14 protein-coding genes and 1 pseudogene are annotated in these 13665 nt (G+C 70.0%); 6 read left to right on the top strand and 9 right to left on the bottom strand.

From position 1 onward, the window contains the following. Nucleotides 1-166 precede the first annotated feature (166 nt). On the top strand, nucleotides 167-772 hold the full coding sequence (locus ACMXN5_RS23435; RefSeq protein WP_379995801.1) for a TetR family transcriptional regulator: 606 nt from the start codon (nucleotides 167-169) through the stop codon (nucleotides 770-772). 72 nt (nucleotides 773-844) lie between these two features. Here ACMXN5_RS23435 and ACMXN5_RS23430 read toward each other — a convergent pair whose 3' ends face one another. After that, complete coding sequence (locus ACMXN5_RS23430; protein ID WP_439676845.1) at nucleotides 845-1075, bottom strand: ferredoxin; 231 nt, start codon at nucleotides 1073-1075, stop codon at nucleotides 845-847. A gap of 60 nt (nucleotides 1076-1135) precedes the next feature. Next, the gene (locus ACMXN5_RS23425) at nucleotides 1136-2599 is read right to left on the bottom strand and encodes an aldehyde dehydrogenase (protein WP_379995797.1); all 1464 of its coding nucleotides are present in this window, start codon (nucleotides 2597-2599) and stop codon (nucleotides 1136-1138) included. Between the two features lie 318 nt (nucleotides 2600-2917). On the opposite strand from ACMXN5_RS23425, the gene ACMXN5_RS23420 reads away from it, so the two are divergent. Together ACMXN5_RS23420 and ACMXN5_RS23415 are read left to right on the top strand one after the other, a co-directional pair. Continuing rightward, a complete protein-coding gene (locus ACMXN5_RS23420) occupies nucleotides 2918-4060 on the top strand; it encodes an MBL fold metallo-hydrolase (RefSeq protein ID WP_439676844.1) in 1143 nt (380 codons plus the stop codon). Nucleotides 4061-4225: 165 nt separating this feature from the next. Beyond that, complete coding sequence (locus tag ACMXN5_RS23415) at nucleotides 4226-5479, top strand: prenyltransferase/squalene oxidase repeat-containing protein (protein WP_439676843.1); 1254 nt, start codon at nucleotides 4226-4228, stop codon at nucleotides 5477-5479. 437 nt (nucleotides 5480-5916) lie between these two features. On the opposite strand, the gene ACMXN5_RS23410 is transcribed toward ACMXN5_RS23415, so the two are convergent. Beyond that, the gene (locus ACMXN5_RS23410; protein ID WP_395788289.1) at nucleotides 5917-6321 is read right to left on the bottom strand and encodes a DUF779 domain-containing protein; all 405 of its coding nucleotides are present in this window, start codon (nucleotides 6319-6321) and stop codon (nucleotides 5917-5919) included. Between the two features lie 44 nt (nucleotides 6322-6365). Continuing rightward, nucleotides 6366-7883, bottom strand: coding sequence for an aldehyde dehydrogenase (gene adh / locus ACMXN5_RS23405; RefSeq protein ID WP_439676842.1), 1518 nt, complete (start codon nucleotides 7881-7883; stop codon nucleotides 6366-6368). Nucleotides 7884-8364: 481 nt separating this feature from the next. Between adh and ACMXN5_RS23400 the strand changes: the two genes are divergently transcribed. Then, nucleotides 8365-10560, top strand: a complete 2196-nt coding sequence (locus ACMXN5_RS23400; RefSeq protein WP_439676841.1) for a collagenase — start codon at nucleotides 8365-8367, stop codon at nucleotides 10558-10560. An 83-nt stretch (nucleotides 10561-10643) separates the two neighbouring features. Here the strand turns inward: ACMXN5_RS23400 and ACMXN5_RS23395 are convergent, their stop codons facing one another. After that, nucleotides 10644-10925: a hypothetical protein gene (locus ACMXN5_RS23395; RefSeq protein WP_439676840.1), complete on the bottom strand. Its 282-nt coding sequence runs from the start codon at nucleotides 10923-10925 to the stop codon at nucleotides 10644-10646. Nucleotides 10926-11159: 234 nt separating this feature from the next. On the opposite strand from ACMXN5_RS23395, the gene ACMXN5_RS23390 reads away from it, so the two are divergent. Beyond that, nucleotides 11160-11483, top strand: coding sequence for an antibiotic biosynthesis monooxygenase family protein (locus ACMXN5_RS23390; protein WP_395788283.1), 324 nt, complete (start codon nucleotides 11160-11162; stop codon nucleotides 11481-11483). Between the two features lie 16 nt (nucleotides 11484-11499). Here ACMXN5_RS23390 and ACMXN5_RS23385 read toward each other — a convergent pair. Next, a pseudogene (locus ACMXN5_RS23385) lies at nucleotides 11500-11739 on the bottom strand (transcriptional regulator); the annotation flags it as partial. A 176-nt stretch (nucleotides 11740-11915) separates the two neighbouring features. Here ACMXN5_RS23385 and ACMXN5_RS23380 point away from each other — a divergent pair. Next, nucleotides 11916-12131 (top strand): FmdB family zinc ribbon protein, encoded by a 216-nt coding sequence (locus ACMXN5_RS23380; RefSeq protein ID WP_439676839.1) that lies wholly within the window; start codon nucleotides 11916-11918, stop codon nucleotides 12129-12131. A gap of 47 nt (nucleotides 12132-12178) precedes the next feature. On the opposite strand, the gene ACMXN5_RS23375 is transcribed toward ACMXN5_RS23380, so the two are convergent. From ACMXN5_RS23375 to ACMXN5_RS23365, 3 genes are all read right to left on the bottom strand, one after another. Next, entirely contained in the window at nucleotides 12179-12598 is a 420-nt protein-coding gene (locus ACMXN5_RS23375; protein ID WP_439676838.1) for a PIN domain nuclease, read from the bottom strand. Beyond that, entirely contained in the window at nucleotides 12598-12840 is a 243-nt protein-coding gene (locus ACMXN5_RS23370) for a type II toxin-antitoxin system VapB family antitoxin (protein WP_439676837.1), read from the bottom strand. The genes ACMXN5_RS23375 and ACMXN5_RS23370 overlap by 1 nt, the downstream gene beginning before the upstream one ends. Nucleotides 12841-12934: 94 nt before the next feature. Then, nucleotides 12935-13573 carry a restriction endonuclease gene (locus ACMXN5_RS23365; RefSeq protein WP_439676836.1) on the bottom strand — a complete coding sequence of 213 codons (639 nt, stop codon included), beginning with the start codon at nucleotides 13571-13573 and terminating at the stop codon, nucleotides 12935-12937. Nucleotides 13574-13665: the final 92 nt, after the last annotated feature.

Raw genomic sequence — 13665 nt, 5'->3', positions numbered from 1 at the left:
CCCCTATCGCTGCCCTCGTCGGAGCATAGTAGTCGCGTAATCTAGAACAGGTTTCAGTATGTGCCCGTCGGAGAGCAGCCAAGATACCGCCGGGTACCCACTGCGACGTGCACCGCGTGACCCGTAACACACCGCCCGGCGGACCGCCGCGCATCGAGAGGCTGACATGACGACGTATACGAAGGCCGACCGGGCGCCGCTGACCGAGCGCCAGGAGGCACGCCGACGCCGCATCCTGCGCGCGACCACCCAACTGGCCGCCCGAGGCGGTTACGAATCGGTACAGATGCGCGAGGTCGCGGAGCTGTCCGAGGTGGCGCTCGGCACGCTGTACCGCTACTTCCCGTCCAAGGTGCATCTGCTGGTGGCCACCATGTACGACCAGCTGGATCAGCTGCACAGCCAGCTGCGCCGCCGCCCGCCGAAGAGCGTCGGCGCGCGTGAGCGGGTGGTGGACACCCTGCTCCGGGCGTTCAAGGGGATGCAGCGCGAGCCGCACCTGACCGAGGCGATGATGCGGGCGCTCCAGTTCGCCGACCGCTCGGTCGGCGCCGAGGTGGACACGGTCAGCCGGGAGACCACCTCGATGATCCTGGAGGCGATCAGCGGCGACGAGCCGCCGAGCGAACCGACCACGGAGGAGTTGGCGGTGATCCGGGTGATCACCCACACGTGGCACTCGTCCCTGATCGCCTGGCTCAACGGCCGCGCCTCGATCGCCCAGGTCCGCACCGACATCGAAACCGTCTGCCGGCTGATCCCGGAGGACTGAGGCCCCCCGCCCCTCCCGCGAGGGCACCCGGCCGGGCCCGCTTCGGCCCGGCCGGAGCACTCGCGCCAGGGCCTAGTCCGGCGGGAACACGGCCGCGCCGGAGGCCGCGTCCACGATCGAGATGGCCTCGACCGGGCAGCTCTCGGCCGCCTCCAGGATCGCGTCCGAGGCGTCCGTCTCCCCCGCCGTCGGGTGCGACTGCCGACCCGCGTCCAGCTTGAAGTCGTTCGGCGCGCTGCCGATGCACATGCCCGACCCGATGCATACGCTCCGGTCGACCTCGACCCGCCAGCGATCACCCATCAGTACTCCTCTTTCGCTCGACTCCTGCGTCCGCCCGCACGCGGCCCGCGGCCGCGACGGTCAGATCTGCGCGTCGTAACCCGCGGGCAGCGCGATGGACTTGGCCTCGGTGTACGCGTCGAGCCCCTCGATACCGAACTCACGGCCGATGCCCGAGTTCTTGTAGCCGCCGAACGGGCCGAAGAAGTCCAGGCCGAACGTGTTCACCGAGTACGTACCGGTCCGGATCCGCCGGGCCACGTCGATCCCCTTCTCGATGTCCGTCGTCCAGACGCTGCCCGACAGGCCGAAGTCCGAATCGTTCGCGAGGGCGATCGCCTGCTCCTCGTCGTCGTAGGCGATCAGCGCCACGACCGGGCCGAAGATCTCCTCCTGGGCGATCCGCATCGAGTTGTCCACATCGCCGAACAGGGTGGGTTCGACGTACCAGCCCTTCTCCTGCGCCTCGGGACGACCGCCGCCGGCGAGGATCTTGGCACCCTCCTCCTGGCCGATGCGGATGTAGTCGAACGAGCGCTGCTGCTGGCGCTTGGCCACCAGCGGGCCGACCTGGGTGTCGGCCGCCATCGGGTCGCCGACCTTGAGTTCGCCGACCCACGCGGCGAAGCGCTCGGCGATCTCGTCGTAGCGGGCGCGCGGGGCCAGGATCCGGGTCTGCGCCACGCACGCCTGGCCGTTGTTCATGTACGAGTTCGGCAGCAGCGTGGTCGCGGTGTGCTCCAGGTCGGCGTCGGGCAGGATGATCGCCGCCGACTTGCCGCCCAGCTCCAGGGTGACCCGGGTGAGGTTGCGCGCGGCGACCTCCATGATCCGCTTGCCCGCGCCGACCGAGCCGGTGAACGCGACCTTGTCGATGCCGGGGTGGCCGACCAGGTACTCGCTGACCTCGCGGTCCGCGGCGACGATGCTCAGCACACCGTCGGGCAGCCCCGCGTCCCGGCAGATCTCGGCCAGGATGTACGAGTCGAGCGGCGTCTCCGGCGACGGCTTGAGCACGACGGTACAGCCGGACGCGATGGCCGGCGCGAGCTTGGCGGCGGTGACGAACTGCGGAACGTTCCACGGCACCACGGCGGCCACCACGCCGACCGGCTCGCGGCGCACGAGCAGCGGGTTGAGCAGGCCGGTGCGCTTCTCCTCCCACCGGTACTCGCGGGCGATCTTGGCGACGGTGTCGTAGATCATCCCGGCGCCGATGGCCTGCGCGAACAGGCCCCAGCCGACCGGCGAGCCGTTCTGCGAGGCGACCACCTCGGCGAGTTCCTGCGACCGCGTCATGAAGCCGTCGCGGATCTTCTCCAGGATGGTGATGCGCTCGTCCAGGGACATCCGCGGCCACGGGCCCTCTTCGAACGCCTTGCGCGCGGCGGCGACCGCGGCGTCCACGTCGGCGGTCGACGCGTGGGGAACGCGCGCGATGACCTCTTCGGTGTGCGGCGAGACGACCTCGATCGTGTCCGTGCCCAGCGGGTCGACCAGCTGTCCGCCGATGACCAGTTGGCTGTGCTCCACGATATCCGTCATCACGGTCCTCCTCGGTGCGCACACGCTGCGCGCGGTACAGGGGCTTGCGGGTGGGGCTTGCGGACGTTGAGCAGAACTCCGACTAGAACAGATACCAGTTCGCCGATGAGGGAACAACGGATTCACGGCTCGAATGAGACTGGAGTCTCACTGGCTGACAGGTAAGGATCGTACGTGCCGGATCTCGATCTGACGACCCCTCAAATCACCGGCCCGGTGGTGTATGAGAGAACGTGTTCTATGGTGATCATCGGAGCCGGATTCCCGTCCGGCGGCCGTTGGGCGCCGCTTCGAGAACCGTCGAGAAGGAGGCCGCCCATGACCACCGCGTCCGATCGCCCCATTCCTCCCGTGCCGGATGCCGATGCCGCCGGGTCGGCGGTGGGAGCTTCGTCGCCCGCCGCCGGCGCCGATGTGCCCACCGCCGAGTCGGCTGCCCGTGCCGATGCGCCCACCGTCGCCGATCTGGGCAACGGTGTGTGGACCGTTCCGGTTCCGATCCCGAACAATCCGCTCGGCTGCACGCTCGTCTACGTGCTCGAAACCGACGCCGGGCCGGTCCTGGTCGACGCGGGCTGGGACGACCCGATCTCCTACCGTGCCCTCGTCGACGGCCTGGTCGAGGTCGGGACCTCGATCGAGGACGTGCACGGCGTCCTGGTCACCCACGCCCACCCGGATCACCACGGGTTGTCGGAGAAGGTGCGCGAGGTCTCCGGCGCGTGGATCGCGCTGCACGCGGCCGACGCGCAACAGGTCGAGCAGATCAACGCCGCCCCGCGCGCGGCCTGGTTGCGGCACCACCTGGAGGTGCTGACCCTCGCGGGCGCGCCGCAGGAGGCCGTCGACGCGCTGACCGCGCTGCGGACCCGGAGCGCGAACGACGGCACGAGGCCGCGCCTGCGCTACGCGGTGCCCGACCGGGAGTTGGTACACGGCGAACTCGCGCCCGCGCCGGGGCGGGCGGTGCGTACCGTGTGGACGCCCGGCCACACTCCCGGCCATGTCTGCCTGCACCTGGAGGACGGCGACGGGCGGCTGCTCTCGGGCGATCACCTGCTGCCGTCGATCACCCCGCACATCGGGCTCTACGACGACGCCGAGGAGGCCGATCCGCTCGGCGACTTCCTCGCCTCGCTGACACGTGTCGCGCGGCTGCCGATCACCGGCGTACTGCCCGCCCACGAGCACGTCTTCACGGACGCGGCGGGCCGGGCGGCCGAGGTGGCCCGGTTGCACGAGGTACGGCTCGCGGCGCTGCACGCGCGGCTGCGCGAGCGCTCGCTGACCCTGTGGCAGATCGCCGAGGGCATGGACTGGAACCGCCCGTGGGCCCGGTTGGGCGCGCAGAACCGGCAGTTGGCGCTCAGTGAGGCCGCCGCGCACCTGCGCCACCTGGTCAAGCGGGGCCGCGCCGCGGCCGAGGCGCAGGGCGACCCGGCGCGGTATACGGCCCTGTGACTCCCGGGGCCGAGGGGGCACCCGGGTAGGGTTGGCCGGGACTTGCGGCGGGCCTGTCGAAGGGCCTGTCGGCGGGTCCGGTCCGCGGTCGGTGCCGCGGTCCGAACCGAGGTCCGATCCGATCGGATCCGCTTCGCTCCGATCGGCGTTCACGAAAGGCCATGCATGCCCTCCCCCCGACGCCGCAGGCGCGCCGCGGCGGCCTCCGTGCTCACGACGGCGCTGTTGTGCTCGGCTTGGACGGGGGGCGTGGCGTCGGCCGACACGCCGACGCCGGTGTCCGCGGTCGGGTACACCACGACGGCCAAGGCCCAGGGCGGTCCGGTGCCGCTCGCGCTGTACGGGAAGACCGACCCGACCACGGACGGCGTGTACCGGCAGTCGTTGGCGATCATGGCGTTGGCCTCGACCGACACGCAGCCGGCGCCGACCGCGGTCGAGTGGCTGCTCGGGCAGCAGTGCGCCGACGGCGGGTTCACCGCGTATCGGGCCGATCCGGGCGTGCCGTGCGATGGCGCGCGGGAGGACACCGTGGCGACGGCGACCGCGATCGAGGCGTTGCGGGCGCTGCGGACGTATGACACTCGGGTGGCGCGAGGGGTGGACTGGCTGCGGTCGAAGCAGCTCGCCGACGGCTCGTTCGCGAGTGTGCCAGGGCCGAACGCGGTCGGTGACGCGACCGCGACGGCCGCCGCGACCAGCGCGATCGTCACGGCCGGCACGTCGCCGGAACTGCTCCGTACGCCGCAGGGGCGCACCCCGACGGACGCGCTCGGGGCGGCCCAGCTGCGGTGCGACGCGCCTGCCGCGGACCGGGGGGCGTTCGCCGGTGGGCCGGGTGCGCCGGTCGATCCGCTGCTGACCGCGCGCGCCGTGCTGGCCCTGGGCTACGGCACCCAGCCGGCCGTGGCCGCCCCGTCGATCGCGGTCACGCCGCTGACCTGTCCCGGGGCCGAGCCGAACCGGCAGGCCGCCGCGCAGGCCGGCGCCGCGTGGCTGGCCGCCAAGCTCAAGGCCGGCGGCAACCACCTCGGCGGCCCCACCGACTTCGCGGCCACCACGACGGCCGTCCAGGCCCTGGCCGCGACGGGCCACCCCGCGGAGGCGGGCGCGGCGGCCGACTGGCTCGCGGCGGGCGCCAAGACGATGGCCGGCAACGACCCGGTCCGCCTGGCCTCCCTGATCCTGGCGGCCGTCTCCACGGGCCGCACGGTAACCACATTCGGCGGCCTGGACCTACCAAGCCTGCTCCGAGACACCGGCCCGGCCCCGACCCCCACCGCCGACATGGCCAACCAGAGCAACCTGATCAACGGCCCCGAAGACCACACCCTCCGCGACACCCTCGCCGCAGTAATCGCAGTCCTCCTGGCCGCCACACTGATCATCGGCATGCGCCGAACCCGCCGAGAAGACTGACCCCCCGCGGGCACCCCAACCAAACAACCCACCACGGCCCCACCCCCAACCCACCCGGCCGGAACGCCACACACACCCAGCCGGACCACTCAACCCAGCCGGAACCCAAGCAGCCTGACCAAGCCACTCAGCCCGGCCGGCGTTTGAGGCCAAGTAGCCCGGCCGGCGCTTGAGGCCGCCTCGGCCAGGGACAGCCAATACAGCCCGGCCGGCGCTTGAGGCCACCCCGGCCGAAGGCCAGGCAACCCAGCCCAACCCGCGCATGAGCCCACCTCGGCCAGGGACAGCCAATACAGCCCGGCCGGCGCTTGAGGCCACCCCGGCCGAAGGCCAGGCAACCCGGCCCAGCCCGCGCGCTTGAGGCCACCCCGACCAAGGCCAGGTCACCCGGCCCCGCCCGGCCCGCGCGTTCGAGGCCACCTCCGCGACAACACCCGTCAATGCCGAAGGCCCGGCAACACCACCTCCGCCCCCGCGACCCGCGCCTCCTCATCGCTGAAGACCCGAGACCGAATCAGGAACCGCCACCCCGTGGGCGCCTCGACCGAGAACCCGCCACCGCGCCCACGAACCACGTCCACGGTCAGATGGGTGTGCCGCCAATACTCGAACTGCGCCGCCGACATATAAAACGGCTGACCGGCGACCCATCCGAGCAACACATCCGCATCGCCGACCAGGAACTCCCCCCGCGGATAACACATCGGCGACGACCCGTCACAACACCCACCGGACTGGTGAAACAACAACGGCCCATGCTCCGCCGCCAGTTCCCCCACCAGCTCGGCCGCGGCCCCGGTGATCGCGACCCGCTCGACCGCCCCACCCTCCGCGTCCGACATCACCGCACCTCCTCCTCCGCGACCGCCACGACCGCCGTCGCGACTCAGAAGAACCCGAGCTTCTTCGCCGAGTAACTCACCAGCAGATTCTTGGTGTTCTGGTAGTGCCCCAACATCATCCGATGCGTCTCCCGCCCCAGCCCCGAGGCCTTGTACCCACCAAAGGCCGCATGTGCCGGATAGGCGTGATAGCAGTTGGTCCACACCCGCCCTGCCTTGATCTCCCGCCCGAACCGATAGGCCCGCGTCGCATCCCGCGTCCACACCCCCGCGCCCAGCCCGTACAGCGTGTCGTTGGCGATCCGCAACGCCTCGGCGTCGTCCCGGAACGTGGTCACCGACACCACCGGACCGAAGATCTCCTCCTGGAAGATCCGCATGTCGTTGGTGCCCTTGAAGATCGTCGGCTCGACGTAGTACCCGTCCTCGAAGCCCTCGACCGTCTTGCGCGCACCACCGATCAAAACCTCGGCACCCTCCTGCCGACCGATGTCCAGATACGACAGGATCTTCTCCAACTGATCGTTGGAAGCCTGCGCACCGACCATCGTCGCCGGATCGAGCGGATTGCCCTGCACGATCGCCCGGGTGCGTGCCAACGCCCGTTCCATGAACCGGTCGTAGATCGACTCGTGGATCAGCGCCCGGGACGGACACGTACAGACCTCGCCCTGGTTCAGCGCGAACATCACGAAGCCCTCGACGGCCTTGTCGAAGAAGTCGTCGTCCTCGTCCGCCACGTCGGCGAAGAAGATGTTCGGGCTCTTCCCGCCGAGTTCGACCGTCACGGGGATGATGTTCTGCGAGGCGTACTGCAGGATCAGTCGCCCGGTGGTGGTCTCGCCGGTGAACGCGACCTTGGCCACCCGGCTGCTGCTTGCCAGCGGCTTGCCCGCCTCGAAGCCGAAGCCGTTGACCACGTTGACCACGCCGGGCGGCAGCAGGTCGGCGATCAGCTCGATCAGTACCAGGATGCTCACGGGCGTCTGCTCGGCCGGCTTGAGCACGACGCAGTTCCCGGCCGCCAGCGCGGGGGCCAGCTTCCACGTGGCCATCAAAATGGGAAAGTTCCACGGGATGATCTGCGCGACCACGCCGAGCGGTTCGTGGAAGTGGTACGCGACGGTGTCCTCGTCGAGCTGCGAGATGGACCCCTCCTGGGCCCGGATCACACCCGCGAAGTAGCGGAAGTGGTCGACGGCCAGCGGGAGATCCGCGGCCAGCGTCTCGCGGACCGGCTTGCCGTTCTCCCACGTCTCGGTGACCGCGAGGCGTTCGAGGTTCTGCTCGATGCGGTCGGCGATCTTGAGCAGGAGCAGCGAGCGTTCGGTGGCGCTGGTCCGGCCCCAGGCGTCGGCCGCGGCGTGCGCGGCGTCCAGGGCCAGTTCGACGTCCTCGGCGGTGGAGCGGGCCACCTCGCAGAACGGCTGACCGGTCACGGGGGTGATGTCGTCCATGTACCGACCCTGCACGGGCGGCACCCACTTGCCGCCGATGTAGTTGTCGTATCGCGGTTCGAACGTGACGATGCTGTCCGGTTGGCCGGGCTGACTGTAGACCACGCGAGCCTCCGCTTCCCTTGCCGTGCAGTGGGCATGACGGACCGTCGGCGGCCCCACCGGCCTCGGAAAGCGGGCCGGGCCGCCTGCGGCCGACGGTAGTCGCTCGGCCGCCGATGGTCACCGGGTCCGGGGAGAAAAGCCGCGTTGTCATCGGCGCCGACCAGCGGCATGCACGGGACTTCGCGGAATTCACCGGCGACTCGCGCCACCAGAGAGCGAGTTGGCCACAATCATCGAATACTTCATCTGGATGTCACCTGTGACATGTGCCATTGTACTCGACGTCGTGTTCTCGATGTGGGTCGCCGATCGTGGCCCACCTGCGCCCGAAGGGCCGTACATGAGCACTCACGCACGCCGTAGAACGTGGTTTGCCACAAGCGTTCCCCTCTTGGCGCTGGTCGTCGGTGTGTTGCCGATCGCAATCACGCCGACGGCCTCGGCCGGCCCCTCCCCGGACACGAACTCCCGGGTCGGGCACGTGAACACGCAGCCGGCGGCCGACCCGGGAGACGAGGTCGACCGGGTCGGTTCGCCGCTCCCCCTCGGCCCCGACCGGGGCCCGGGTCCGCTCGACGGCGGCAACGGCGCGCCCACCGGCCGGGGTCCGGCGGCGACCGACCTCCCGCTCGGGCCTCGACTTCGGACCGACGCCGCGCCGGTGCCCGGCTGTACGCTCGCCGAGTTCGCCGCGTTGTCCCCGCAGGCGCTGGCCGACTTCCTGACCCGCGCCGACGTCGGGCCCGACTGTCTGCGTGGCTTCCTGTGGACCTACACCCCGGAGCTGGGCCGGGTGTTGACACCGGCTCACCTCCAGGCGGTGCTGGCCCGGATCACCGCGCTCGCCCCGGCCTACGACGGCGGCAACGCCTCGCACCTGTACGAACTCTGGTACTTCACGCACGCTGCGCTCTACCTCGACTGGGACAACCCCGCGATCGACCTGCGCGGCCCCGCGACGGTGGCCGCGATCAGCTCGGCGGCCGACGCGTTCCGCGCCGCGACGCACGCGTTCGACGTCACGCCCACCTCGGGCGCGCTGCTGCGCGAGATCCTGATCAGCGTCGACGTCGACGGCGTCCGCGAACACCAACTGCCGCTGGCCGCCCGGGTCCTACGTGACATGGACGGCAGTACCGACGCGTGGCAGAGCCCCACCCGCAGGGAAGCGGCGCTGGCCGCCCAGAACTTCGCGTACCACGGCATCGCCAACGGCGACGCGGGCTACCAGTCCGCCGTCGCGGCCGACCCGGCCTACCGCGCCGGGCTGAAGGCGTTCGTCGGCTACCGCCACCTGAACGTGCCGACCAGTGCCGGGCTGCTGCGCAACGCCGTGTTCGAGTACGGCCGGCTCGGCCGCATCCCGAGCCTGACCGCAGAGACCGTGACGGGCCTGGGCGCCCTGCTCGCCGACACCGAGGGCTGGTACGGCCGCTTCTCGGTGCCGTGGAGCGAGATCGCGCACTGGCTGGAGACGTACGGCGGTTGCCATGCGGCGGGGGTGTGTCGGGCCGACGTCGAGGCGCAGGTCTTCCCGAACACGTACACCTACGACCTGGGCGACATCGAGGTGCACACCTCACTCGACCGGGCCACGGTCGAGCAGCTGTACTACGCGTCCAAGCAGGTCAAGGAGCAGTTCTTCCGCACCCTCGGCACCGACCAGCCGCTGGCCGGCGACCCGAACCACAAGCTGACCGTCCGGCTCTACGCGAGCATGGCCGACTACCACACCTACCAGCCGTTCCTGTACGGCTACGCCACCAACAACGGCGGCCTGTACATCGAGGACGGCGCCACCTTCTACACCTACCAGCGGGTCGTGCCGCGTGACTCCAAGCTCCAGTTGGAGGAGCTGTTCCGGCACGAATACACGCACTACCTCAACGGCCGCTACGCGGTGCCGGGTTCGTTCGGCCAGGGCCCGTGGTACGCGGACAACCGAACCACCGCGTTCGACGAGGGCATGGCCGAGTACATGGCGGGTTCGACCCGTGACCAGGGCGTGAAGCTGCGCAAGTCACTGGTCACAAAGATCATCTCCGACATCCAACAGTACGGCAGCCGCCCGTCGGTCCGCGAAGCCCTGCACTTCAAATACGACGACGCCGGCTACTTCTTCCGCTACTACGCCTACGCCGGCTCGTTCTTCTCCATGCTCGGCCGCGACCACCCGGACCAACTCACCGAGATGTACACCTACTTGCGCACCAACGACGTCGCGGGCTTCGACGCCTTCCTCGACCGCATGAGCGCCCCGACCCACCAGGCCGAGTTCGACACCTACCTGGACCAACAGATCGCCGGCGTCGACACGTTGACCATCCCGGTGGCGAAGTACACCCCCACAGCCCAACTCGCCGCAACGGGCCCGGAATACATCCGCCAGGTCTTCCACCGGTCCACATCCAACAACCCGACCTCATGCACGGCGTACTACGACCAGCACCCCCGCTTCACCTGCGAGGGCGCGATCACCGCCAACATCCCCTCCACCGCCCCCGGCGAAATGCACACCGCCATGGCCACCACGATCGACTACTTCATCCTGACCCGGGCCGGTGCCGCCCTGAACAACCTGGCCGACATGAACTGCCACTTCACCGAACCAACCCCCTGGCCCAACGCCCAAGCGGCCACCTCCACCTACACCTGCGAAGGCCCCCTCCGCCCCTGACCGCCCCCCAAACGACGGCCCCCGAGCGCTGCCCACCCCGCGCCGGGGGCCGTCACAGTCCCCGGACACGACCCGCGTGCCGCCTATGGCGCGACGATGGCCACCACGGTGACGAGGAGTTCGCCCTGCGCGCGTGCCTCGCGGAGGCGGAACAGTGCGCGTAGGCGCGGCGACAGCGCGTCGTCGGCCAATACCCGTTGCGCCAGTCTCAGCGCTTCCCGAGGTCGACCGAGTGCGGCCGAGTGCCGGTTCGCGTCGATCAGGACCCATCCCGCGACCTCGCCCAACTCGGCGACGGCGGCGAGGTATTCCCGCTCGATCGCGGGCGGTACGAAACTCGTCGTTACACGCCGCTGAGCGTCCACGCCGTGTTGCACGCGACGAGCCGGATCAACCGACCTGGCTGGGGCGTACGTTCATGGTGCGGCTCGTGTTCCGGCCCAAGCGGGCGGTGGCAATCGAGGTGCGGGCCGTGTGGCGCCGCTTCGACCTGGGAGCCAGGGGGCCGGCCCGCCCGTTCCGGAAGACCGGCAATCCCTGCGCTCCGGGCGGCACCCGGTCGGTCGGGCCGGGCCTGGGGGGTCGGGCAGACTGGGGTCATGTCTGTGGTGAAGATCAATGCGTTGACTGTGCCCGCCGAGATGCGGGAGACCCTGGAGCAGCGGTTTGCGTCGCGTGCCGGGATGGTGGACTCGCAGGACGGGTTCGAGTGGTTCGAGTTGTTGCGGCCGGTCGAGGGGACCGACAAGTACCTCGTGTACACCCGCTGGCGCAGCGAGGAGGACTTTCAGGCGTGGATGGCCGGGACCATGCGGGCCGCGCATGGTGGCGGTGCTGACGGTGCCGAGCGGCCCAAGCCGGCCTCGACCGACTCGGCTCTGTGGTCCTTCGAGGTGATCCAGAGCACTGGGCCGAAGGGCTGACCCGTCCGGGGGTTGGTTATAGGTCGACCGCCCGTACGCCCAAGTGGTCGTCGAGCGCTTGGCGGCCTGCGGGGGTCACGGCGAGCGCGCGGGTCGTGCCGATTCGGGTGACCCAGCCGACGGTGAGTGCGTGGGCGCATAGCGCGGCGCCCACGGCTCCGCCCAGGTGGGGGCGGCGCTCGCTCCAGTCCAGGCACGCCCGAACCGGCGGCCGGCGCGAGCCAGGCGGCGGGACGGTGATCCCGAGTTCGGCGAGCCGCAGATGGGAGCGCCTGGGAGAGGTGCCCTGCGATCCCCCGGCGCCGGTCGCGTCTTCATGACCAAGGCACTCACCGCACGGAACGACAACGAGATCCGATCGGGAATCGCGGGAATCGCGGGAAACTCAGGGAGCAAGGCGAACATCGCCCGACCCGGCACTAACCTTGCCCCATGCCACGCTACGACTACCGCTGCCACGCCTGCGACGTGACCTTCGAGGTCAACCGCCCGATGGCCGCCTCCAACGACCCGGCCACGTGCCCGGCCGGCCACGCCGACACCACGAAGCTGCTCTCCACGGTCGCGGTTACCGGCGCCGCCTCCGCCCCCCGCCCCACCGGAGGCGGCGCAGGAGGCGGCTGCTGCGGCGGCGGCTGCTGCGCCTGACCCGATCCGATCAACACCCGGAACCCACGCCCGACGGATCCCCGTGCTCAACGGTCGGCGCTACCCGGTGGGACGACCCACTGCGCGGGTTGACCGGTGAGGTCGGCAATCATGTCGAAGTCGCCGTCGTAGTGGAGCACGGTCAGGCGGTGCCGTTCGGCGATGGCGGCGATAAGCAGGTCCGGGAGCGAGAGAGCACGGTGAAACCCGGCGTCGAGCGCGTGTCGTTGGACCTCCAGCGCGCGGGTAAAGATCTCCTCGCTGCTGTACACATAGTCGAAGGCGTGGAGCCAGGTACTGATCCGCGTGGCTTCCGCAACATCCCGAGCCGAGTGGATCATCTCGTACTCGGTGGGTTGGCACACGGCAAGGAAGTAGCGTTCGTGGAGAGGCTTGAGCACCTCTCTGACGTTCGGCTTCGTCCAGCGCGCGAGGGCTGATTTGTCGATCAGATAGCGGTCCTGCATCAGGCTGCCTGGCCACCCGGGTGCTTGAGGGAGCCGTCCGGGTTGCGGGGCCCGGTGCTCTCTACGATCTCGCTGAAATCGAGTTCGCCGGCGTCCATGGCATCGAAGAACTCCTGGCGAAGGTGGCGCTTGACGGCGTCCTCCATCGCGAGGCGCACAGCCTTGGCCTTCGTTTTGGTGCCGTATATGCGCATGGCCTCGGCAACCATGTCGTCGTCGAGGTCGATGACGGTTCTGGCCATGCGGCGCTCCTTCAATGGGTGACCCGAGATGCAAAACGATATCACTAGCATGGATTGATCGATATCGTTTCAACCTGGCCGAGCCGGATCGGGGCTACGCGGCCAGAGGCTTCGGGGTTTCCTTGTCGCATTCCCAGTGGGCCAGGGCCGAGCGGTCGAGGAGGGTGATGCCAGCGTCGGCGGCCAGGGCTTCGGCCTTGGCGGAGAAGCAGCCGGCCGTGGTGGCCAGCAGGAGCGGGCCGGGGCGTTCCGCAGCGGCGTCGAGGGCGGAGACGAAGTCCTGGACCACGCCGCCCGCCACCGGGCCCGGGCCGTCCGCGCTGCGACAGCGCAGCACCGCCGGTGTCCCGTCGCCGCGCCTGGCGTGGACGTCCACCGCGTACGCGTCCTCTACCACCCGCACCGTCTCCACCTCGGCCAGGCCGTCCCGCTCGCACAGTTCGGCCACGTGCTCCGCGAGCCGGGCCGGGTCCATCCGGTCCAGGCGCGCCTGCGCGTCGCGCAGCGCGCGGTCGTCGCGATACTCGATCGGCTCGTCGGCCCTGGGCCGGTATCCCGCCAGCCAGATCACCGAGGCCAGCCCCGCCGCCGCGCAGATGTACACCACCATCATGCTGTCGGACTGGTTCACCCGAACACCTTCGAGGACGAACCAGACACCGATGGCGAGGAGTTCGAGCCCGGCGACCAGGATGGCCAGATTGAGGTAGGCCCTCACCGTCGTACGTGCCATGTCCGTCGTCCCCCCGGTGACGCATCGGCCGGTCGTACCCGTGTCGTTCACGTTGTCCCGAACTCGTTTCGAGCCGAACTGCCCTGATCCGA

It is taken from the genome of Embleya australiensis, from assembly GCF_051903075.1.
Taxonomy (GTDB): Bacteria; Actinomycetota; Actinomycetes; order Streptomycetales; family Streptomycetaceae; genus Embleya.
Note: the sequence above shows the minus strand (reverse complement) of the source record. Positions and strands in the feature narration are given on the sequence as shown.

Coding starts and splice junctions, on each gene's coding strand:
- ACMXN5_RS23365 (WP_439676836.1), bottom strand. CDS start 13,573: ATGGCACGTACGACGGTGAGGGCCTACCTCAATCTGGCCATCCTGGTC.
- ACMXN5_RS23370 (WP_439676837.1), bottom strand. CDS start 12,840: ATGGCCAGAACCGTCATCGACCTCGACGACGACATGGTTGCCGAGGCC.
- ACMXN5_RS23415 (WP_439676843.1), top strand. CDS start 4,226: ATGCCCTCCCCCCGACGCCGCAGGCGCGCCGCGGCGGCCTCCGTGCTC.
- ACMXN5_RS23390 (WP_395788283.1), top strand. CDS start 11,160: ATGTCTGTGGTGAAGATCAATGCGTTGACTGTGCCCGCCGAGATGCGG.
- ACMXN5_RS23380 (WP_439676839.1), top strand. CDS start 11,916: ATGCCACGCTACGACTACCGCTGCCACGCCTGCGACGTGACCTTCGAG.
- ACMXN5_RS23425 (WP_379995797.1), bottom strand. CDS start 2,599: ATGACGGATATCGTGGAGCACAGCCAACTGGTCATCGGCGGACAGCTG.
- ACMXN5_RS23435 (WP_379995801.1), top strand. CDS start 167: ATGACGACGTATACGAAGGCCGACCGGGCGCCGCTGACCGAGCGCCAG.
- ACMXN5_RS23410 (WP_395788289.1), bottom strand. CDS start 6,321: ATGTCGGACGCGGAGGGTGGGGCGGTCGAGCGGGTCGCGATCACCGGG.
- ACMXN5_RS23420 (WP_439676844.1), top strand. CDS start 2,918: ATGACCACCGCGTCCGATCGCCCCATTCCTCCCGTGCCGGATGCCGAT.
- ACMXN5_RS23375 (WP_439676838.1), bottom strand. CDS start 12,598: ATGCAGGACCGCTATCTGATCGACAAATCAGCCCTCGCGCGCTGGACG.
- ACMXN5_RS23430 (WP_439676845.1), bottom strand. CDS start 1,075: ATGGGTGATCGCTGGCGGGTCGAGGTCGACCGGAGCGTATGCATCGGG.